At 58.7% G+C, this 20,451-nt stretch carries 19 protein-coding genes; 12 read left to right on the top strand and 7 right to left on the bottom strand.

Annotated elements, in window-relative coordinates; translation table 11 throughout:
- The first annotated feature begins 42 nt into the window (after nt 1-42).
- From fmt to QYH43_RS12535, 4 genes are all read left to right on the top strand, one after another.
- The gene (fmt, locus tag QYH43_RS12550) at nt 43-1,002 is read left to right on the top strand and encodes a methionyl-tRNA formyltransferase (protein WP_301157134.1); all 960 of its coding nucleotides are present in this window, start codon (nt 43-45) and stop codon (nt 1,000-1,002) included.
- Nucleotides 999-2,309: a 16S rRNA (cytosine(967)-C(5))-methyltransferase RsmB gene (gene rsmB, locus QYH43_RS12545; protein ID WP_301157133.1), complete on the top strand. Its 1,311-nt coding sequence runs from the start codon at nt 999-1,001 to the stop codon at nt 2,307-2,309. Before fmt ends, rsmB begins: the two co-directional genes overlap by 4 nt.
- A 22-nt stretch (nt 2,310-2,331) precedes the next feature.
- Entirely contained in the window at nt 2,332-3,708 is a 1,377-nt protein-coding gene (gene trkA, locus QYH43_RS12540) for a Trk system potassium transporter TrkA (protein WP_046042728.1), read from the top strand.
- Nucleotides 3,709-3,825: 117 nt separating this feature from the next.
- A complete protein-coding gene (locus QYH43_RS12535) occupies nt 3,826-4,149 on the top strand; it encodes a tetratricopeptide repeat protein (RefSeq protein ID WP_095059771.1) in 324 nt (107 codons plus the stop codon).
- 99 nt (nt 4,150-4,248) lie between these two features.
- Here QYH43_RS12535 and QYH43_RS12530 read toward each other — a convergent pair whose 3' ends face one another.
- Both QYH43_RS12530 and QYH43_RS12525 read right to left on the bottom strand, forming a co-directional pair.
- Complete coding sequence (locus tag QYH43_RS12530) at nt 4,249-5,136, bottom strand: lysophospholipid acyltransferase (protein ID WP_095059772.1); 888 nt, start codon at nt 5,134-5,136, stop codon at nt 4,249-4,251.
- A 40-nt stretch (nt 5,137-5,176) separates the two neighbouring features.
- Nucleotides 5,177-5,734 carry a DNA-3-methyladenine glycosylase I gene (locus QYH43_RS12525; RefSeq protein WP_301157132.1) on the bottom strand — a complete coding sequence of 186 codons (558 nt, stop codon included), beginning with the start codon at nt 5,732-5,734 and terminating at the stop codon, nt 5,177-5,179.
- Between the two features lie 81 nt (nt 5,735-5,815).
- Between QYH43_RS12525 and glyQ the strand changes: the two genes are divergently transcribed.
- The 4 genes from glyQ (at nt 5,816) to QYH43_RS12505 (ending at nt 10,229) form a co-directional block, all read left to right on the top strand.
- A complete protein-coding gene (gene glyQ, locus QYH43_RS12520) occupies nt 5,816-6,769 on the top strand; it encodes a glycine--tRNA ligase subunit alpha (RefSeq protein ID WP_008155694.1) in 954 nt (317 codons plus the stop codon).
- Nucleotides 6,766-8,820: a glycine--tRNA ligase subunit beta gene (gene glyS, locus QYH43_RS12515; RefSeq protein WP_095059774.1), complete on the top strand. Its 2,055-nt coding sequence runs from the start codon at nt 6,766-6,768 to the stop codon at nt 8,818-8,820. The genes glyQ and glyS overlap by 4 nt, the downstream gene beginning before the upstream one ends.
- Nucleotides 8,821-8,824: 4 nt before the next feature.
- Nucleotides 8,825-9,364, top strand: a complete 540-nt coding sequence (gene gmhB, locus QYH43_RS12510) for a D-glycero-beta-D-manno-heptose 1,7-bisphosphate 7-phosphatase (RefSeq protein ID WP_177408843.1) — start codon at nt 8,825-8,827, stop codon at nt 9,362-9,364.
- 85 nt (nt 9,365-9,449) lie between these two features.
- Complete coding sequence (locus tag QYH43_RS12505) at nt 9,450-10,229, top strand: 1-acyl-sn-glycerol-3-phosphate acyltransferase (protein ID WP_301157131.1); 780 nt, start codon at nt 9,450-9,452, stop codon at nt 10,227-10,229.
- 183 nt (nt 10,230-10,412) lie between these two features.
- Here the strand turns inward: QYH43_RS12505 and QYH43_RS12500 are convergent, their stop codons facing one another.
- Complete coding sequence (locus tag QYH43_RS12500; RefSeq protein WP_301157130.1) at nt 10,413-11,945, bottom strand: ATP-binding protein; 1,533 nt, start codon at nt 11,943-11,945, stop codon at nt 10,413-10,415.
- A 168-nt stretch (nt 11,946-12,113) separates the two neighbouring features.
- Between QYH43_RS12500 and QYH43_RS12495 the strand changes: the two genes are divergently transcribed.
- Nucleotides 12,114-12,830 carry a response regulator transcription factor gene (locus QYH43_RS12495; RefSeq protein ID WP_095059778.1) on the top strand — a complete coding sequence of 239 codons (717 nt, stop codon included), beginning with the start codon at nt 12,114-12,116 and terminating at the stop codon, nt 12,828-12,830.
- A 65-nt stretch (nt 12,831-12,895) separates the two neighbouring features.
- On the opposite strand, the gene gyrB is transcribed toward QYH43_RS12495, so the two are convergent.
- The 4 genes from gyrB to dnaA are packed head-to-tail and all read right to left on the bottom strand — an operon-like array spanning nt 12,896 to nt 19,094.
- On the bottom strand, nt 12,896-15,313 hold the full coding sequence (gyrB, locus tag QYH43_RS12490) for a DNA topoisomerase (ATP-hydrolyzing) subunit B (protein ID WP_095057938.1): 2,418 nt from the start codon (nt 15,311-15,313) through the stop codon (nt 12,896-12,898).
- A gap of 5 nt (nt 15,314-15,318) precedes the next feature.
- Complete coding sequence (gene recF, locus QYH43_RS12485; protein ID WP_095057937.1) at nt 15,319-16,422, bottom strand: DNA replication/repair protein RecF; 1,104 nt, start codon at nt 16,420-16,422, stop codon at nt 15,319-15,321.
- Nucleotides 16,423-16,442: 20 nt separating this feature from the next.
- Nucleotides 16,443-17,546 (bottom strand): DNA polymerase III subunit beta, encoded by a 1,104-nt coding sequence (dnaN, locus tag QYH43_RS12480; RefSeq protein WP_053164067.1) that lies wholly within the window; start codon nt 17,544-17,546, stop codon nt 16,443-16,445.
- A 36-nt stretch (nt 17,547-17,582) separates the two neighbouring features.
- Nucleotides 17,583-19,094, bottom strand: a complete 1,512-nt coding sequence (dnaA, locus tag QYH43_RS12475) for a chromosomal replication initiator protein DnaA (RefSeq protein WP_301157129.1) — start codon at nt 19,092-19,094, stop codon at nt 17,583-17,585.
- Between the two features lie 565 nt (nt 19,095-19,659).
- Here dnaA and rpmH point away from each other — a divergent pair.
- Genes rpmH through yidD form a run of 3 tightly spaced genes read left to right on the top strand, consistent with a single transcriptional unit; the run spans nt 19,660 to nt 20,450 of the window.
- Nucleotides 19,660-19,794 (top strand): 50S ribosomal protein L34, encoded by a 135-nt coding sequence (gene rpmH / locus QYH43_RS12470; protein WP_003213577.1) that lies wholly within the window; start codon nt 19,660-19,662, stop codon nt 19,792-19,794.
- A 16-nt stretch (nt 19,795-19,810) separates the two neighbouring features.
- Nucleotides 19,811-20,212, top strand: coding sequence for a ribonuclease P protein component (rnpA, locus tag QYH43_RS12465; RefSeq protein ID WP_218232067.1), 402 nt, complete (start codon nt 19,811-19,813; stop codon nt 20,210-20,212).
- Nucleotides 20,205-20,450: a membrane protein insertion efficiency factor YidD gene (yidD, locus tag QYH43_RS12460; protein WP_003213574.1), complete on the top strand. Its 246-nt coding sequence runs from the start codon at nt 20,205-20,207 to the stop codon at nt 20,448-20,450. Before rnpA ends, yidD begins: the two co-directional genes overlap by 8 nt.
- Nucleotide 20,451: the final 1 nt, after the last annotated feature.

The following is a 20,451-nucleotide window of genomic DNA, read 5'->3' as shown; positions in this document are numbered from 1 at the left end:
AAGCCTTTTTCTTTTCAAGATGCTTTGCAATAGAGAACACCCATGACTGAGCCACTGCGCATCGTCTTTGCCGGCACCCCGGAATTCGCCGCCGAACACCTCAAGGCCCTGCTCGCCAGCCCTTACGAGATCGTCGCGGTCTACACCCAACCGGATCGCCCGGCCGGTCGTGGGCAAAAACTGATGCCGAGCCCGGTCAAGCAGCTGGCGCTGGAAAACAATATCCCGGTGCTGCAACCGCCAACCCTGCGCAATGAAGAGGCTCAGGCTGAACTGGCCGCATTGAAGCCGGACTTGATGGTGGTGGTCGCCTACGGCCTGATCCTGCCGCAAGTGGTGCTGGATATTCCGCGCCTGGGTTGCATCAACAGTCACGCCTCGCTGCTGCCACGCTGGCGTGGTGCGGCGCCGATCCAGCGCGCCGTGCAAGCAGGTGACGCCGAAAGCGGCGTGACCGTGATGCGCATGGAAGCCGGCCTCGATACCGGGCCGATGTTGCTTAAAGTCAGCACGCCGATCAGTGCCGAAGACACCGGCGGCAGCCTCCACGATCGCCTGGCGGAAATGGGCCCACCGGCCGTGATCCAGGCCATTGCCAGTCTCGCCGCAGGCACGTTGGAAGGGGAAGTGCAGGACGACAGCCTCGCCACCTACGCGCACAAATTGAACAAGGACGAAGCACGTATCGACTGGACTCGCCCGGCAGTTGAGCTGGAACGTCTGGTCCGCGCCTTCAATCCATGGCCGATCACCCACAGCACCTTGAACGGCGAAGCCCTGAAAGTGCTGGCCGCGACGCTCGCCGAAGGCAAAGGCGCACCGGGTGAAATCCTCGGCGCCAGCAAGGACGGCCTGATCGTCGCGTGCGGCGAACAGGCCCTGTGCCTGACCCGCCTGCAATTGCCCGGCGGCAAGGCGCTGAACTTCAGCGACCTGTTCAACAGCCGTCGCGAGAAGTTCGCTACCGGCATAGTCCTCGGCCAAGCGGCGGACGCTCAATGAACCCGCGCCTGGCCGCCGCCAAGGCACTCGCCGCTGTCCTGAGCGGAAAGGCCTCGCTCAACAGCTCACTGCCGACGCAGATGGACAAGGTCGAAGACCGGGATCGCGGTTTCACCCAGGACCTGGCGTTCGGCACCGCACGCTGGCAACCGCGCTTGTCGGCGCTGGCGGCCAAACTGTTGCAGAAGCCGTTCAAGGCCGCCGACGCCGATGTCGAAGCCTTGCTGTTGGTCGGCCTCTATCAGTTGCTCTACACCCGCGTCCCGGCCCACGCCGCCATCGGCGAAACCGTCGGTTGCGCCGACAAGCTGAAAAAACCTTGGGCCAAGGCCTTGCTCAACGCCGTGCTGCGTAATGCTCAGCGCGAAAGCGAAACGATTTTCGCCGAACTGGAACGTGATCCAGTGGTGCGTACCGCCCACCCACGCTGGTTGCAGAAATCCTTGAAGGCGTTCTGGCCCGAGCAATGGGAAGCCATTTGCGCAGCCAACAATGCGCATCCGCCGATGATTCTGCGGGTCAACCGTCGCCATCACAGCCGTGATGCCTACCTCGGATTATTGACCGACGCCGGTATCGCCGCGACGCCATGCGTTTATAGCCGCGACGGTATCGTGCTCGAAGCCGCCACCGACGTGCGCAGCCTGCCAGGTTTCGCCGACGGCTGGATCAGCGTGCAGGACGAAGCCGCGCAACTGGCCGCCGATCTGCTGGATCTGGCCCCTGGCCAACGGGTGCTCGACGCCTGCTGCGCTCCGGGAGGCAAGACCTGCCACATCCTCGAAGCCGAGCCAAAGCTGGCCGGCGTCGTCGCGGTGGATCTGGAAGCCAAGCGTCTGGTGCGGGTTCGCGAGAACCTCGAGCGCCTGAAGCTCAGCGCCGAACTGATCGCCGCCGACGGCCGCGACACTCAAGTATGGTGGGACGGCAAGCCGTTCCAGCGCATCCTGCTGGACGCCCCGTGTTCGGCGACCGGTGTGATTCGCCGTCACCCGGACATCAAGCTGACCCGCCAACCCGACGACATCGCTGCGCTGGCGGTACTGCAAGGCGAATTGCTCGACGCCATGTGGATAACGTTGGAAGTGGGCGGCATTCTGCTTTACGCCACCTGTTCCACATTGCCGACCGAAAACACCGAAGTCATCGAAGCGTTCCTTGCCCGCACACCGGGCGCCCGTGAACTGGATCTCGCCACCATGGCCGGGATCAAGCAACCCCATGGTCGCCAGTTGCTGGCCCAGGAAGGCGGGCACGACGGGTTCTACTACGCCAAGCTGATCAAGATCGCCGCCGCGCGCGGCTAAATGGATTCAATGGAGTGACTGGATGAAAATCATCATCCTCGGAGCAGGGCAGGTCGGCGGTTCGCTGGCCGAACACCTGGCGAGCGAAGCGAACGACATCACCGTGGTCGACACCGATGGCGAACGCCTGCGCGACCTTGGTGACCGGCTGGACATCCGCACGGTTCAGGGCCGCGGTTCGTTCCCGACCGTGTTGCGCCAGGCCGGTGCCGACGACGCAGACATGCTGGTCGCCGTGACCAACAGCGATGAAACCAACATGGTCGCCTGCCAGGTGGCCCACACCCTGTTCCACACGCCGACCAAAATTGCCCGGGTGCGCGAAGCCGCGTACCTGACCCGCGAAGAACAACTGTTCCAGAACGAAGCGATTCCGGTCGACGTGCTGATCAGTCCGGAACAAGTGGTCACCAACTACATCAAGCGCCTGATCCAGCATCCCGGCGCCTTGCAGGTGATCGACTTCGCCGAAGGCAAGGCGCAATTGGTGGCGGTGCGGGCTTACTACGGCGGACCGCTGGTGGGCCAGCAACTGCGGCAGTTGCGCGAGCACATGCCGAACGTCGAAACCCGCGTCGCTGCGATTTTCCGTCGCGACCGGCCGATCCTGCCCCAGGGTGACACGGTGATCGAGGCCGACGACGAAGTCTTTTTCATCGCCGCCAAAGCGAACATTCGCGCAGTCATGAGCGAAATGCGCCGTCTCGACGAGACCTATAAACGCATCGTCATCGCCGGTGGCGGGCAGATTGGTGAACGTCTGGCCGAGGCCATCGAGAGCCGCTATCAGGTGAAGATCATCGAGATGAACCCGGCGCGTTGCCGACATCTTTCGGATCATCTCGACAGTACCGTGGTGTTGCAGGGCAGTGCCTCGGACCGTGACCTGCTGATGGAAGAGAACATCGCCGACGCGGATCTGTTCCTGGCCCTGACCAACGATGACGAAGCCAACATCATGTCGTCGCTGCTGGCCAAGCGCCTGGGCGCGAAGAAGGTGATGACCATCATCAACAACCCGGCCTATGTCGATCTGATCCAGGGCGGCGATATCGACATCGCCATCAGCCCGCAGCTGGCGACCATCGGCACGCTGTTGGCCCACGTGCGCCGTGGCGACATCGTCAGCGTGCACTCATTGCGCCGGGGCGCGGCAGAAGCCATCGAAGCCATTGCCCATGGCGATGCGAAGTCGAGCAAGGTGATCGGCAAGGCCATCGAGAACATCGGTTTGCCGCCGGGCACCACGATCGGCGCGATCATCCGCGACGAAGAAGTGATCATCGCCCACGACGACACCGTGATCGAAGCGGGCGACCATGTGATTCTGTTCCTTGTGGATAAAAAGCATATCCGCGATGTAGAGAAACTGTTCCATGTGGGGTTGAGCTTCTTCTGATCCTTTAGACCGCCTTCGCTGGCAAGTCAGCTCCTACAGAGAATCGCGCATAACCTGTAGGAGCTGGCTTGCCAGCGAAGGCGATTTCGAAAACGACAACCATTCGGAAACTCCCCCATGCTCGAATCCCTGGAAAAAATGCTCGCCAAGGGTGTGGATAACTCACTGCTGCGCTTCGGTCTGGGCAAGGGTTATCTGGATCTGGGGGAGAACGCCAAGGCTGCGGAGCATTTCCAGCGCTGCGTCGAGTTCGATCCGAAGTATTCAGCAGCCTGGAAGTTGTTGGGCAAGGCCCATCTGGCGCTGGCGGACCATGCGGCCGCACGCCAAGCCTGGGAGCAAGGCCTGGAAGCCGCCCGCGCCCATGGCGACAAACAGGCAGAGAAGGAAATGACGGTGTTTCTGAAGAAGCTCGAACGTCAGGCGCACGCAGGCCAATAAAGACCAAAAGATCGTCCGAACGCGGCCCGAGCCATCGGCAGCTCCTGCAGGGTGTACGCCGAGCCTTTGCAGGAGCCTGCGATCTTTTGATTTTTTACATCAATACCAGCGAGCTTCGCCCGGCGGACGCTTCTTGAAGCGCTTCATGCTCCACATGTACTGGCTCGGATAGGCCCCGACATATCGCTCCACCACTTTACTCATGGCCGCGCATGACTCGGCGGTATCGGTGCTGTACATGGCTTCGGGTGCGGCTTCCAGGATCACTTTGTAGCCAGAGCCGTCCGGTAGGCGCAACGCATGCAGGAACACGCCAACCGCTTTGCCGCCCGCCAGCATGTTTGGTACAAACTTGCTGGTCAGCGCCTGGGTGGCGAAGAACGGCACGAAGATCCCGGCGGACTCGGACGGTTCCGGGTCAGCGGGAATGCCCACTGCCCCCCCTCTGCGCACTTCCTTGATGACGCTGAGGATGCCTTCCTTGGTGGAAGCGGCAACCTTGTTGCCCAACTGCACGCGCTGCTTTTGCAGCAATTCATCCACCGCCTTCAACTTCGGCGGGCGATAGAAAATGATCGGTTTGCACTGGCTGCAATAGAAGTGATTCAGCACTTCCCAGTTGCCCAGGTGACTGGTTATGCCAACGACGCCTTTGCCGGAGGCGAGGGCCTCTTTCAATATGTCGAGGCCTTCGACCTCACGTACCAGATCGATAGAGCGCTGGGCCGGCCAGATCCAGGCGCAGGCGCTTTCGGTCAGGGACTTGCCGATGTCTTTCAGGCTCTGGCCGACCAGGCGTTCGCGCTCGGCCGGGTCCATGTCCGGAAAGCACTTGGACAGGTTGATCCGCACCACGTCGCGAGAACGGTTGGGGAATTTCCACATCATCCAGCCAATCGCCGAGCCGACGGCCTGAACGGCCCCCCACGGCAACAGGGCAAACAGCCGCAGAGCGCCTACCAGCAAGGCGCCTTTTAACTTATCCACAGGTCACTCCTGATCTTGTGCTGTGCGCGAGGCGGCCATTCTAACCGCCGTTCGCCAACAGCGCGTAGCGGTCGCAATCGCGGGTGTGGTCCATGACCATGCCCGAAGCCTGCATCAAGGCGTAGCAAATGGTCGGGCCGACGAACGTGAAACCGGCTTTTTTCAGGCCCTTGCTCATCTCTACCGCGGTTGGCGTGACGGCCGGGACTTCGCTGCGATCCTTGAAATGATTGACCACAGGCTGGCCACCGACGAACGACCAGAGAAACGCCGCCGGGTCCTCCAGCGCCAGCCAGGCCTGGGCATTACGCCGGGCCGCGTTGAGCTTGAGACGGTTGCGGATGATCCCCGGATCGAGCATCAACTCGTCGATTTCCGCGTCGCTCATCTGCGCCACACGCTGGACATCAAAACCAAACATTACCTGGCGATAATGCTCGCGTTTACGCAGCACGGTGATCCAGGAAAGGCCGGCCTGGAACCCTTCGAGCAAAAGCAACTCGAACAAACCCTGCGCATCGCGTAGCGGCGTGCCCCACTCCTGATCGTGATAAGCCATGTACAGCGGATCTTCGGAACACCAAAAGCAGCGTGGCATAAGGCTCCAGGGGGCGTGCGCAGCAACGAATCGGGTATACTCCCGCTCTTTAAATCGCAGCCCAAGAAACAGGTGAATTTCGTGAGCCAGCCTACGCCAGCCGTGCGTACCTTCCAAGACTTGATCCTCGCCCTCCAGCAATACTGGGCCGAGCAAGGTTGTGTGGTACTTCAGCCCTACGATATGGAAGTAGGCGCCGGCACTTTCCACACTGCAACATTCCTGCGCGCCATTGGCCCGGAAACCTGGAACGCCGCCTACGTGCAGCCAAGTCGTCGTCCGACTGACGGCCGCTACGGCGAAAACCCGAACCGTCTGCAGCACTACTACCAGTTCCAGGTTGTCCTGAAGCCAAACCCGGACAACTTCCAGGAACTGTACCTGGGTTCCCTCAAGCACGTCGGCCTGGACCCGTTGGTCCACGACATCCGCTTCGTCGAAGACAACTGGGAATCGCCGACCCTCGGCGCCTGGGGTCTGGGCTGGGAAGTCTGGCTCAACGGCATGGAAGTGACGCAGTTCACCTACTTCCAGCAAGCGGGCGGCATCGAGTGCTACCCGGTGACCGGCGAGATCACCTACGGTCTCGAGCGTCTGGCCATGTACCTGCAAGGCGTGGACTCGGTCTACGACCTGGTCTGGGCTGACGGCCCGATGGGCAAAGTGACCTACGGCGACGTGTTCCACCAGAACGAAGTGGAGCAGTCGACCTACAACTTCGAACACGCCAACGTCGAGAAGCTGTTCGAACTGTTCGATTTCTACGAAAGCGAAGCCAAGCGCCTGATCGAACTCGACCAGCCGCTGCCGTTGCCGAGCTACGAAATGGTGTTGAAGGCTTCCCATACCTTCAACCTGCTGGATGCACGCCGGGCGATTTCCGTGACCGCGCGCCAGCAATACATTCTGCGTGTACGCACCCTGGCGCGTTCCGTTGCGCAAGCCTACCTGCTGGCCCGCGCCAAGCTCGGCTTCCCGATGGCGACCCCGGACCTGCGTGACGAAGTACTGGCCAAGCTGGAGGCTGCACAATGAGTGCTCTGGATTTTCTGGTTGAACTGGGCACCGAAGAACTGCCACCCAAAGCCTTGAACACCTTGGCCGAGGCGTTCCTCGCCGGTATCGACAAGGGCCTGCAAGCTGCCGGCCTGAACTACGAGACCAAAACCGTTTATGCCGCGCCGCGCCGTCTGGCCGTGCTGATCACCGCACTGGCCACCCAGCAGCCGGATCGCAGCATCAACCTCGATGGCCCGCCACGTCAGGCCGCGTTCGATGCTGAAGGCAACCCGACCCAAGCGGCACTGGGCTTTGCCAAGAAGTGCGGCGTCGACCTGAGCGAAATCGATCAGAGCGGCCCGAAACTGCGCTACAGCCAAAGCATCGCCGGCAAGCCGACGTCGAGCCTGCTGCCGACCATCGTCGAAGACTCGCTGAACGACCTGCCGATCCCGAAACGCATGCGTTGGGGTGCGCGCAAAGAAGAATTCGTGCGTCCGACCCAATGGCTGGTGATGCTGCTCGGTGACCAGGTCATCGACTGCACCATCCTCGCCCAGAAGGCTGGCCGTGATTCCCGTGGTCACCGTTTCCATCATCCGGAAAACGTGCGCATCGGTTCGCCGTCGAGCTACCTGGCCGACCTGCGTGCCGCCTACGTGCTGGCCGACGCCAACGAGCGTCGCGAGATCATCAGCAAGCGCACCGAAGAGCTGGCCACCCGTCAGGAAGGCACGGCAATCGTTCCGCCAGCCCTGCTCGACGAAGTGACCGCACTGGTCGAATGGCCGGTGCCGCTGGTGTGCTCGTTCGAGGAACGTTTCCTCGACGTGCCGCAAGAAGCGCTGATCACCACCATGCAGGACAACCAGAAGTACTTCTGCCTGCTGGACGCCGACGGCAAGTTGCTGCCACGTTTCATTACCGTGGCCAACATCGAGAGCAAAGACCCGCAGCAGATCATCGCCGGTAACGAGAAAGTGGTTCGCCCACGCCTGACCGACGCCGAGTTCTTCTTCAAGCAAGACAAGAAGCAGAAACTCGAAGACTTCAACCAGCGCCTGCAAAACGTGGTGTTCCAGGAAAAACTCGGCAGCGTCTACGACAAGGCCGAACGTGTTTCCAAACTCGCCGCTTACATCGCAGCGCGCATTGGCGGCAACGCTTCGTGGGCGGCTCGTGCAGGCCTGCTGTCCAAGTGCGACCTGGCGACCGAAATGGTCGGCGAGTTCCCGGAGATGCAAGGTGTCGCCGGTTACTACTACGCCCTCAATGACGGTGAGCCGGAAGACGTCGCACTGGCGCTGAACGAGCAGTACATGCCACGCGGTGCTGGCGCTGAGCTGCCTGCCACTCTGACCGGTGCAGCCGTCGCTATCGCTGACAAGCTGGACACCCTGGTCGGCATCTTCGGTATCGGCATGCTGCCAACCGGCAGCAAAGACCCGTACGCCCTGCGCCGTGCAGCGCTGGGTGTGTTGCGTATCCTGATCGAGAAGCAACTGGATCTGGACCTGAACGACGCCGTGGCTTTCGCCGTGAATGCGTTCGGTACCAAGGTCAAGGCTGCCGGCCTCAACGACTCGGTGCTGGAGTTCATCTTCGACCGTCTGCGTGCCCGTTACGAAGACGAAGGTGTCGACGTCGCGACCTACTTGTCGGTACGTGCCCTGAAGCCGGGTTCGGCTCTGGACTTCGACCAGCGCGTGCAAGCCGTCCAGGCTTTCCGTCAATTGCCGGAAGCTGCAGCCCTGGCCGCCGTGAACAAGCGTGTGTCGAACTTGCTGAGCAAGGTCGAAGGCTCCATTCCGACCGTCGTGGAAGCCAAGTACTTCGATAACGCCAACGAGTTCTCCCTGTACTCGGCGATCCAGCAGGCAGACCAGGCGGTTCAGCCGATGGCTGCAGCACGTCAGTACAGCGAATCGCTGGCACGTCTGGCTGCGTTGCGCGAGCCAGTGGATGCGTTCTTCGAAGCCGTAATGGTCAACGCGGAGGACGCAAAAGTCCGCGCCAACCGTTATGCGTTGCTGGCGCGTCTGCGTGGGCTGTTCCTCGGCGTTGCCGACATTTCGCTGCTGGGCTGAGGAATTGCTGTTGAAACTGCTGATTCTCGATCGGGACGGAGTGATCAACTACGACTCCGACGCTTACATCAAGTCGGTGGAGGAGTGGATTCCACTTCCCGGTTCGATCGAAGCCATTGCGCAGTTGAGCAAGGCCGGCTGGACGGTAGCGGTCGCTACCAACCAGTCGGGCATCGCTCGCGGCTATTACGACCTCGCCACCCTCGATGCCATGCACGAGCGCTTGCGCTCACTGGTGGCGGAGCAGGGTGGTGAAGTCGGGCTGATCGTCTACTGCCCCCACGGGCCGGACGACGGTTGTGATTGCCGCAAACCGAAACCCGGGATGCTGAAAACCATCGCCGGGCATTACAACGTGTCGCTGACCAATCTCTGGTTCGTCGGCGACAGCCTTGGTGACCTGGAAGCCGCAAAAGCCGTCGATTCACAGCCAGTTTTGGTAAAGACCGGAAAAGGCGTAAAGACTTTGGGCAAGACCCTACCGGTTGGCACATTGATTTTTGACGATCTGGCGGCGATTGCCGCAGAACTTATCCACAATTAGAGTGCTTCTGATGTTTTCCTGATAAAGGATTGATCAGGGGTGCGCTTTATACAGGCGGGTATTGCCCGCAACGGTAAACGTCACCATGTCGATATTGCAGGCGATCAGAACCTTCCTCTTTTACCTGCTGCTGGGCACCAGCTCCTTGCTGTGGTGCAGCCTGAGTTTTTTTATCGCGCCATTTCTGCCTTTCAAGGCGCGCTATCGTTTCATCAACGTGTATTGGTGCCGCTGCGCCCTGTGGTTGAGTAAGGTCTTTCTGGGCATCAGCTACGAAATCAAAGGCGCCGAGAACGTCCCTGAACGGCCTTGCGTGATTCAGTCGAACCACCAGAGCACGTGGGAGACTTTTTTTCTCTCCGCCTACTTCTCACCGTTGAGCCAGGTGCTCAAACGTGAATTGCTCTTTGTTCCGTTCTTCGGTTGGGCCATGGCCATGTTGCGGCCGATCGCCATCGACCGGGACAACCCGAAAGCCGCACTCAAGCATGTGGCGAAAAAGGGCGACGAACTGCTCAAGGACAATGTCTGGGTACTGATTTTCCCTGAAGGCACACGCGTTCCTTTCGGCACCGTCGGGAAATTCTCCCGGGGTGGCACCGCACTGGCGGTCAATGCCGATCTTCCCGTACTGCCGATCGCACACAATGCCGGCAAGTTCTGGCCGAAAACCGGTTGGGCGAAGAAGAAGGGCGTGATCACGGTCATCATCGGCGCTCCGATGTATGCCGAAGGCAGCGGGCCGCGTGCGATCGCCGAATTGAACGACCGGGTTCAAGCCTGGAACGAGCAAATGCAACGGGAAATGGGCTCGCTTCCACCTGCTCCGCAAGCTCCGGTCTCCAACGACTCGATGGCGGTCTGAGATTCTGTGGATAAGCTGTGTACCGTTTCATTGAAAAGTGTCATTTCTCTATTCTAACTTTATGTTTTTAATACATATTTTATAGAATGATAAAAACCATAAAAACGTGCATAAGTTTTTTTTTGGCGCAAAGAAACCGGCTGATATAGCCGGTTTTTTTATGCCCGCGAGAACGACCTCCATTCACTCTTCAAGCAACGGGAATTCCAGCGTGAAACACGTGCTTTCGCCGACCACGCTGCGGCATTCAATTCGTCCGCCATGGTGATCCATGACGGCTTTCACCATCGACAACCCCAATCCCACCCCATCGATCCCCTGGGCTGAAGAGAAACGCCGATACTGAGTGAACAGCGCGGGAAGCTCTGCGGCCGCGATGCCTTTGCCTTGATCGGTGAGCTCACACGTTAGCCAGCTGTCGCTGTGCCTGACGCTCAAGCAGACGCGAGTTCCTGCAGCGCTGTACTTGATGGCGTTTTCCAGCAGATTGAACAGCGCCCGGGTCAGCAGCGCCTGATCCGCCATGATCAGGCTTTCCTGCGCTTCATCCTGCACGTCATGCACCAATTGGATCTGCTTCTGTTGCGCAAGGGGAAGTGCCTGATCGAACACATCCATCACCAGCATCGCAAACAGGCTCGGCTGAAATTGATAGGCGTCGGACTCGGCTTTTGCCAATTGAACGAATCCGTCAGTCAGACTCAGCGCCCGACGCACTTGAAGCTCGATTTGATCGAAGAGCCGCGAGTCACCGCCGACCTGATGCCGGTGCACATCGAGCAGCGCAAGAATCGCCGAGTGCGGTGCCCGCAAGTCGTGGGACAAGAAACGCAACATTACGGCCCGCTGTTCTTCTGCGTCGCGTTCGATACTCAGGTCGATCAGGCTCCATAACCAGCCAACGGGCGTTTCCCCGTCTGCCGGCAGCAACACTGCGCGTTCCAGTCGCAAACTGCGCTCTTTGACGTCGCGAAACTCCAGCAACGGCAGCGTTGATAGTTGCCCGATGGCGCCGTGGATCAGGTCGGGGTAACCGAGTTGTAACAACTGCTCAACCACGCCATCGCCCACCAGACTTGCGCCAAACAAATCGCGGGCTTTGCGGTTGCCGAGCAAAATTTGTCCACGGGGATCGCTGATCAACGTGGCGACAGGTAAATACTCCAGACCATCGGCGATGAAACGATGGGTATCGCGCGTCCGGCTCATGGCCTGTTCAAGGGCCATGACCTGCTTCTGCAAACGGTCGCCACGGGGAAACCGGGTTCGACGCCGCTCCGGAAAAACCTTCGGTTCGCTGTCGAGCCGCGCCAGCTCCCAGCCAAAATAGGTCAGCACCACACTGAGGCGCCGCCAGTTCCAGATCAGGTAACCAAACAGCATGCTGAGTACAGCCGGCATCGGCGACCACAACCGGTTCAACTCAGCGAGACCAGCGCTGGTCAGCAGCGTACACGCCATGCCAATCATCGTCAGCCAAAGTGCGAGACGCGGACGCCATAGCAGCAATCCCAGAACACCTGCCACCCAGGCAACGGAAAGCGATGCGCTCAAGCCCGGCGACACGTCGTGCAGTTTGATTTGTGCCCGATAAGACACCAGCGCAGTCAACGGCAGTAACACTAAACTTATCCACACCCACTCACGGACCAATTGCCGGAACAAGTGCTGTACCTGACTTGGCACACGACTTTCGCGGCGCCATGACTTACTCATGGAATAAAGAGGAGGGTGGGGTGAATGATTTCATAGCGCTCAGATCTAAGGACGGACACCGAAGAATCATAGCGGACGTTAACCAACCATGGACCGCTTACTTTCACTGTGTTGATCAAGCCGCTATTGTCGACAACCAACTGCTCAAGCGACAAGGAGTCACCGCATATGCGCGTTGCGATACTGGACGATGAACCCGCCGAACTACGCCGGGTTGAACAAACCCTGCAACAGATGGCTGAACCCGGAGAACAGCCGTGGTCACTGCACAGTTTTGAACGCGGGGAAGACTTGTTGCGCCAACTGCGCCGGGAAACATTCGATCTGCTGATCCTCGACTGGCAATTACCCGATCTCAATGGTTTGTCGCTGCTGCGTTGGACCCGTGAACACATGAAGGCACCACCGGCTGCAATCATGCTCACCAGCCGTGATGGTGAAAACGATATCGTCCTGGCCCTGAATGCGGGTGCCGACGACTACGTCAGTAAACCGTTCCGGCCCAACGAACTGAAAGCCCGGGTTAGTGCCGTGCTGCGTCGGCACAATCAGCAACGGGCGGTCGCTGAAGAGTTGAGCTTTAACGACCTGGTGTTTGACGATGCAGAACTCACTGTCACTCGCGACGGCAAACCGATCGCCATGACAGAACGTGAGTATCAGCTGGCGAGCTGCTTGTTCAGCAACCTGGGTCGACCGTTGTCGCGAGACTACTTGTACGAGCGGTTCTGGCCCCATGAGGAAATGTCTTCGTCGCGCCCGCTGGACACCCATATCTATCGCCTGCGCAACAAGCTTGGGCTGACGGCAGACCGGGGCTGGCAGCTGCTGACGATTTACGGGTATGGGTATCGGTTGGAAAGTGTGACGCCGGCAAGCGAGTGAACCGCCGGGCATAAAAAAAGGCCAACGCATATGCGTTGGCCTTTTTTCGTTGGTGCCGACCGGGATCAGAAGTCCAGGTTGGAAACCGCCAGGGCGTTGCTTTCGATGAAGTCACGACGAGGTTCGACCGCATCACCCATCAGGGTGTTGAAGATCTGGTCCGCGCCAATGGCGTCTTCGATGGTCACTTTGAGCATCCGGCGCTGGCTTGGGTCCATGGTGGTTTCCCACAACTGATCCGGGTTCATTTCACCCAGACCTTTGTATCGCTGGATGGTGTGACGCTTGGTGCTTTCAGCCATCAGCCACTCAAGGGCTTCCTTGAACTCGGTCACTGGCTTTTTGCGCTCGCCACGCTGGATGTACGCGCCGTCGTCCAGCAGGGTGCTCAGTTGAGCGCCTAGCGAAACGACAGTCTTGTAATCGTTACTACCGAAGAAGTCGCGGTTGAAGGTGACGTAGTTCGACAGGCCGTGGGAAATCAGCTCGACCTCTGGCAGCCAGACGTTACGTTCACGATCTTCACGCAGGCTGGCTTTGTAAACCAGGCCGGACTTCTCTACGGTGCGCAAGCGAACTTCGTACTGAGCCAGCCAATCTTGCATTGCTGCGTGATCGGACAGTTGCTCCATGCTCACCGGTGGCAGGTAGATGAAGTGCTCGGTCAACTCCTGAGGGTACAGGCGCGACAGACGCTTGAGGGTCTTCATCACCAGACGGAAGTCATTCACCAGGCGCTCAAGCGCTTCACCGGAGATGCCAGGGGCTTCTTCGTTCAGGTGCAGGCTTGCATCTTCCAAAGCCGACTGCGTCATGTACTCTTCCATGGCTTCGTCGTCTTTGATGTATTGCTCTTGCTTGCCTTTCTTCACTTTGTACAACGGCGGCTGAGCGATGTAGATGTAGCCACGCTCAATCAGCTCCGGCAACTGACGGAAGAAGAAGGTCAGCAGCAGGGTACGGATGTGCGAACCGTCGACGTCAGCATCGGTCATGATGATGATGTTGTGATAGCGCAACTTGTCGATGTTGTACTCGTCACGGCCGATGCCACAACCCAGCGCAGTGATCAAAGTGCCCACTTCTTGCGAAGAGATCATCTTGTCGAAGCGCGCCTTCTCGACGTTCAGAATCTTGCCTTTGAGCGGCAGGATGGCCTGGGTGCGGCGGTTACGTCCCTGCTTGGCGGAACCGCCAGCAGAGTCACCTTCCACGAGGTACAGTTCGGACAGGGCAGGGTCTTTTTCCTGGCAGTCAGCCAGTTTGCCCGGCAGGCCAGCGATATCCAGCGCGCCTTTACGACGTGTCATCTCACGGGCTTTGCGCGCGGCTTCACGCGCACGTGCCGCATCGATCATCTTGCCGACGACCAGCTTGGCTTCGTTCGGGTTTTCCAGCAGGAAGTCCGAGAAGTACTTGCCCATTTCCTGTTCGACCGCGGTCTTCACTTCGGAAGACACCAGCTTGTCTTTGGTCTGGGAGCTGAACTTCGGATCCGGAACCTTGACCGAGATAATCGCGGTCAGGCCTTCGCGGGCGTCGTCGCCGGTGGTGGCGACTTTGTGTTTCTTCGCCAGGCCTTCAGCTTCGATGTAGGTGTTCAGGTTACGCGTCAGTGCGGAACGGAAACCCACCAGGTGAGTACCGCCATCGCGCTGAGGAATGTTGTTGGTGAAGCACAACAGGTTCTCGTTGAAGCTGTCGTTCCACTGCAGGGCGATTTCCACGCCGATGCCGTCTTCACGCTGGATGTTGAAGTGGAACACCTGGTTGACCGCAGTCTTGTTGGTATTCAGGTATTCAACGAACGCACGCAAACCACCTTCGTACTTGAACAGCTCTTCCTTGCCGCTGCGCTCATCCTTGAGGACGATGCCGACACCGGAGTTCAGGAAGGACAGTTCACGAATCCGCTTGGCCAGGATGTCCCAGCTGAAGTGGATGTTCTTGAAGGTTTCAGCCGAAGGCTTGAAGTGAATCTGCGTACCCGTGGTTTCGCTCTCGCCAACGATTTTCATCGGCTCTTGCGGAACACCGTGGACGTAAGTTTGTTCCCAGATCTTGCCGCTACGGCGAACAGTCAGGATCAGTTCTTTGGACAGCGCATTCACTACGGACACACCTACACCGTGCAGACCGCCGGATACTTTGTAGGAGTTGTCGTCGAACTTACCGCCGGCGTGTAGCACGGTCATGATGACCTCGGCTGCCGAAACGCCTTCTTCTTTGTGCACGTCTACCGGGATGCCACGGCCGTTGTCGCGAACGGTGATGGACTCATCCGGGTGGATGATGATGCTGATGTCGTCGCAATGGCCGGCGAGCGCTTCGTCGATGGAGTTATCGACCACCTCGAACACCATGTGGTGCAGACCGCTACCATCATCGGTGTCGCCAATGTACATACCGGGACGTTTGCGTACGGCATCCAGGCCTTTCAGCACTTTAATGCTCGTTGAGTCGTACGTATTTTCTTCGCTCAATGCCTTCACTCCCGATGGTCGTGGGTCTGGGTGATACGGCCCTGTTCCACGTGGAACAGAGCGACTGGCGTTTCCGTCTGCCAGCCTTCCCTCAATAATTCGTGGTCTACACAGGTGATAAACACCTGGCAGCGTAAGTCTTCCAGCAAGCGGCAAAGGGCGCGACGGTGGTGCTCGTCCAATTCGGACGGCAAGTCATCCACCAGATAAATACACTGCCCGCGGCGAGCCTGGCTTACCAGGTGTCCTTGAGCAATCCGCAATGCACAGACCACCAGCTTCTGCTGGCCTCGGGACAAGATGTCCGCTGCGTTGTGTGCGCCCAATCTGAGACGCAAATCAGCGCGTTGTGGTCCAGCCTGGGTATGACCCATTTGCTGATCCCGCTGTAGGGACCCAGCGAGCACAGCGCTCAGCTCTCGGTCTTTATCCCAACCGCGGTAATAGCTGAGCGTTAAACCCTCAAGCTCAACCAGGTCGCTCAGGGTCTGTTCAAAGACTGGTTTCAAGGCTTTGATGTAAGCGCGGCGGTATTCATCGATTTCAGCGCTGGCCTGGCACAGTTCCCTGTCCCAAACCGCTTGCGAAACGGCGTCAAGTGTACCATGTCGCAGCCAAGAGTTTCTCTGGCGCAGGGCCTTCTGCAGACGCTGCCATGTGGACATGAAGCGAGGTTCCACGTGGAACACACCCCAATCAAGAAACTGTCGGCGAATCTTCGGCGCCCCTTCCAGCAAGCGGAAGCTGTCAGGGTTGATCAGTTGTAGAGGCAGGATCTCGGCCAGCTGTGCGGCACTGCGAGCGTTCTGCCCGTCGATGCGGATCTGAAACTCGCCTTGGCGATCCCGTGATATCCCCAATGCACTCTGCCCGCCCTCGGCGAGTTCGACCTGCCCGAATACCGTACACGCCAACTGCTCGTACTGAATGACCGGCAACAAGCGGGTGCTACGAAACGAACGGGCGAGCCCCAGCAAGTGGATGGCTTCCAGAACACTGGTTTTTCCGCTGCCGTTGGCGCCGTAAAGAATATTGATTCGGGGGGAGGGGGAGAAGGTCACCGGGTGCAGATTGCGCACCGCGGTGACCGAGACGCGACTTAAGGACATCTAGCTTCTGCTGAACATGATTACAGACGCATCGGCATGACAACGTAGGCCGAGTCGTCGTTGTCGGACTCTTGGACCAGCGCGCTGCTGTTGGAGTCGGACAGGATCAGACGAACCTGCTCAGTGGTCATCACGCCCAATACGTCGAGCAGGTAGCTCACGTTGAAGCCGATTTCCAGGGAGCCGCCGTTGTACTCAACGCCCACTTCTTCTTCAGCCTCTTCCTGCTCCGGATTGTTCGCCTGGATTTTCAGCTGACCCGCCGCCAGTTGCAGACGGATACCGCGGTACTTCTCGTTGGACAGAATCGCAGTACGGCTGAACGCTTCACGCAATGCCTGACGGTCGCCCAGTACGAGCTTGTCGCCACCCTTCGGCAGAACGCGCTCGTAGTCCGGGAATTTACCGTCGACCAGTTTCGAGGTGAAGGTGAATTCGCCGGTGGTGGCGCGAATGTGATGCTGACCCAGCACGATGCTGACGTTGCCATCGGGCTCGGTGAGCAGGCGTGCCAGTTCAAGGATACCTTTGCGCGGCACGATGACCTGGTGACGATCCGGCTGACCGATATCCGCCTGCATCGAGCACATGGCCAGACGGTGACCGTCGGTGGCCACGGCACGAATCACGCCAGCGGAAACTTCCAGCAGCATGCCGTTGAGGTAGTAACGCACGTCCTGCTGGGCCATGGCGAAGCTGGTGCGTTCGATCAGGCGGCGCAGCTTGCTTTGCTCAAGGCTGCACGTCAGCGAACCCGGGCCTTCTTCCACCGTCGGGAAGTCATTGGCTGGCAGGGTCGACAGGGTGAAACGGCTACGACCGGCTTTCACCACGAGCTTCTGCTCATCGACCTTGATGTCGATCAGCGCATCATTTGGCAGGCTCTTGCAGATGTCCATCAGCTTGCGCGCCGGCACGGTGATGGAACCTGGATCTGCCGGCTCTTCGAGTTGAACACGACCGACCAGCTCGACTTCCAGGTCGGTACCGGTCAGCGACAATTGCTGGCCTTCGACAACCAGCAGCACGTTGGAGAGCACCGGCAAGGTCTGTCGGCGTTCGACGACGCCTGCGACCAGTTGCAGGGGTTTCAACAGGGCTTCGCGTTGAATGGTGAAATGCATGGTCTAGTCCCTTGCCTTAATAAGCTGCGCTGGTCATCAAGTGGTCAGCGTGCGCAGCAGGTTCTTGTAGTCCTCGCGGATGTCCGCGTCGGATTCCTTAAGTTCATTGATCTTGCGGCAGGCGTGCAAAACCGTCGTGTGGTCTCGCCCACCAAACACATCGCCGATTTCCGGCAGGCTGTGGTTGGTCAGTTCCTTGGACAACGCCATGGCGACCTGACGCGGACGGGCGACCGAACGCGAACGGCGTTTGGACAGCAAGTCGGAGATCTTGATCTTGTAGTACTCGGCGACGGTGCGCTGAATGTTATCCACAGAGACCAGTTTATCCTGTAGCGCCAAGAGGTCCTTCAGGGATTCGCGGATCAACTCGATGGTGATGTCGCGACCCATGAAGTGCGAGTGGGCGATCACGCGTTTCAGCGCGCCTTCCAGTTCACGGACGTTGGAACGAATGCGCTGGGCAATGAAGAACGCGGCGTCGTGAGGCAGTTCGACTTTGGCCTGGTCGGCCTTCTTCATCAGAATCGCTACGCGGGTTTCCAGCTCCGGCGGCTCGACGGCGACCGTCAGGCCCCAGCCGAAGCGGGATTTCAGGCGCTCTTCAAGGCCTTCGATTTCTTTCGGGTAGCGGTCACTGGTGAGAATGACCTGCTGACCACCTTCAAGCAGGGCGTTGAAGGTGTGGAAAAACTCTTCCTGGGAACGCTCCTTACGGGCGAAAAACTGAATGTCATCGATGAGCAATGCATCCACCGAACGGTAGAAGCGCTTGAACTCGTTGATTGCGTTCAGTTGCAGGGCCTTGACCATGTCCGCAACGAAACGCTCGGAGTGCAGGTAAACAACCTTCGCGTTCGGGTTCTTCTTTAACAGGTGGTTACCCACAGCATGCATCAAGTGGGTTTTACCCAGACCGACGCCGCCATAAAGGAAGAGCGGGTTGTAACCATGCTTCGGGTTGTCCGCCACTTGCCAGGCTGCGGCCCGGGCCAATTGGTTGGACTTGCCTTCGACGAAGTTCTCGAAGGTAAAGGTGCGATTCAGGTAGCTGGTGTGCTTGAGCGCACCCTCAACCTGCACCGTGCGCTGTTCCGAACGGACAGGGGCCTGTTGCGAGCTCGCACCAGCCATCGGGTCGAAGCTGTCACGGGAAGGTTCTTCCTCGGCGACCTGAACGACTTTCGCCGGGGCGCGCTTCGCCGCAGCAGCGGGAGCGGGCGTTGGCGGACTGGCAGATGCCTGGGCCTGGGAAGCGGCTGCAGCCAAGGGAGCGTTAGGCGCAGCACGCGGTGCCGAACTGCGTTTGCTGCCTATTAATAAGGAGAGCGCAGGCGCCATGCCGTTGCCGTGCTCATCAAGCAGTTCAAGGACGCGACCCAGGTACTTTTCGTTGACCCAGTCCAGCACGAAGCGATTCGGTGCGTAGACACGCAACTCGTCGCCTTCGGCTTCGACCTGTAGTGGACGGATCCAAGTGTTGAATTGTTGGGCAGGCAGCTCCTCGCGCAAAAGCTCCACGCACTGCTGCCAAAGTTCCACTGACACGGATATCCCCTAAGTTGAAAGCCGGTGAGGCAAAAACAAGCGGCCATTGTAGCGACCAGACGCCGACTTATCCACATGAAGGTGGGCTCTCCTTAGGGAAGAATCTGTGCTCCATGCTCAAAAAAGACGACCAATGGTCTGTGCATAAGCTCTGTGGATAACCGAGGTTAAGATCGTTGCACAAGTGGGGGCGAAACTCGGTGGATAACCAGCCTGTGGATAACAGCCCATTCCACACACAGGTTATCCGACAGCGCAGCACAGGCTGAACACTGTTTTCCACGGTAGTTGTCATTCTCTGTACATCAGGTAAAACAAGGCCTGAATTGAGTTATCCACAGCAGATGGCGTGCCTAGCTTTTATAAGCTTTACAGAAAAGCTTTAAATACTTTCCTTTCTAATTCTTATATCTAGGTCCGGATCAAACGCTGAAAAACCTCAGGAATCTATTTATAAGGAAACGTTGGTTGGAAATTGACCTAGAGGCTTGCTTTCTCTAGAATCCCCGGTCTCTTAAAACGGGGGCCATTCCGGCCCGTTGTGGACGAACCAGGTAACACGACAATGAAACGTACTTTCCAACCAAGCACTATCAAACGCGCTCGTACCCACGGTTTCCGTGCTCGCATGGCTACCAAGAACGGCCGTGCCGTTCTGTCGCGTCGCCGCGCCAAAGGTCGTGCGCGTCTGGCAGTTTGATAAGCCGGCACTGGAGGTGAGTCAGGACTTCAGTCGGGAAAAGCGTCTGCTTACCCCCCGGCATTTCAAGGCAGTCTTTGACTCCCCTACCGGCAAGGTTCCGGGGAAAAATCTCCTGCTCCTTGCGCGCAACAACGATCTTGATCACCCCCGTCTCGGGCTGGTTATCGGGAAAAAGAGCGTAAAGCTCTCCGTCGAGCGCAATCGCCTCAAACGTCTGATGCGCGAATCGTTTCGCCTGAACCAGGATTCACTGGTCGGTTGGGACATTGTTATCGTCGCGCGCAAAGGTTTGGGTGACGTAGAAAACCCCGAATTGATTCAGCATTTCGGCAAACTCTGGAAACGTCTGGCTCGCAGCACGCCGGTACCAGCAGTCAAATCCGAAACTGTAGGGGTAGACAGTCCAGATGCGTAAACTGGCACTCGTTCCGATCCAGTTTTATCGCTATGCCATTAGTCCCCTGATGGCCAACCACTGTCGTTTCTACCCCAGTTGTTCCTGCTACGCGTTAGAAGCCATTGAAAATCATGGCCTTCTTCGCGGTGGCTGGCTGACCTTTCGTCGTTTAGGTCGCTGTCATCCGTGGAATCCCGGTGGTTATGACCCGGTTCCACCTATCCCTACCTCCCGTTCTTCTTCGATGGCCGAGTAAT

Source organism: Pseudomonas sp. C32, assembly GCF_030417915.1.
Taxonomy (GTDB): domain Bacteria; phylum Pseudomonadota; class Gammaproteobacteria; order Pseudomonadales; family Pseudomonadaceae; genus Aquipseudomonas.
The sequence above is the reverse complement of the archived record's forward strand: the minus strand, read 5'-3'. Positions and strand labels throughout refer to the sequence as shown.

Excerpts from the sequence above, each read along its gene's own strand:
- fmt (WP_301157134.1), top strand. The coding sequence starts at position 43 with ATGACTGAGCCACTGCGCATCGTCTTTGCCGGCACCCCGGAATTCGCC.
- rsmB (WP_301157133.1), top strand. The coding sequence starts at position 999 with ATGAACCCGCGCCTGGCCGCCGCCAAGGCACTCGCCGCTGTCCTGAGC.
- trkA (WP_046042728.1), top strand. The coding sequence starts at position 2,332 with ATGAAAATCATCATCCTCGGAGCAGGGCAGGTCGGCGGTTCGCTGGCC.
- QYH43_RS12535 (WP_095059771.1), top strand. The coding sequence starts at position 3,826 with ATGCTCGAATCCCTGGAAAAAATGCTCGCCAAGGGTGTGGATAACTCA.
- QYH43_RS12525 (WP_301157132.1), bottom strand. The coding sequence starts at position 5,734 with ATGCCACGCTGCTTTTGGTGTTCCGAAGATCCGCTGTACATGGCTTAT.
- glyS (WP_095059774.1), top strand. The coding sequence starts at position 6,766 with ATGAGTGCTCTGGATTTTCTGGTTGAACTGGGCACCGAAGAACTGCCA.
- QYH43_RS12505 (WP_301157131.1), top strand. The coding sequence starts at position 9,450 with ATGTCGATATTGCAGGCGATCAGAACCTTCCTCTTTTACCTGCTGCTG.
- QYH43_RS12500 (WP_301157130.1), bottom strand. The coding sequence starts at position 11,945 with ATGAGTAAGTCATGGCGCCGCGAAAGTCGTGTGCCAAGTCAGGTACAG.
- QYH43_RS12495 (WP_095059778.1), top strand. The coding sequence starts at position 12,114 with ATGCGCGTTGCGATACTGGACGATGAACCCGCCGAACTACGCCGGGTT.
- recF (WP_095057937.1), bottom strand. The coding sequence starts at position 16,422 with ATGTCCTTAAGTCGCGTCTCGGTCACCGCGGTGCGCAATCTGCACCCG.
- dnaN (WP_053164067.1), bottom strand. The coding sequence starts at position 17,546 with ATGCATTTCACCATTCAACGCGAAGCCCTGTTGAAACCCCTGCAACTG.
- rpmH (WP_003213577.1), top strand. The coding sequence starts at position 19,660 with ATGAAACGTACTTTCCAACCAAGCACTATCAAACGCGCTCGTACCCAC.
- yidD (WP_003213574.1), top strand. The coding sequence starts at position 20,205 with ATGCGTAAACTGGCACTCGTTCCGATCCAGTTTTATCGCTATGCCATT.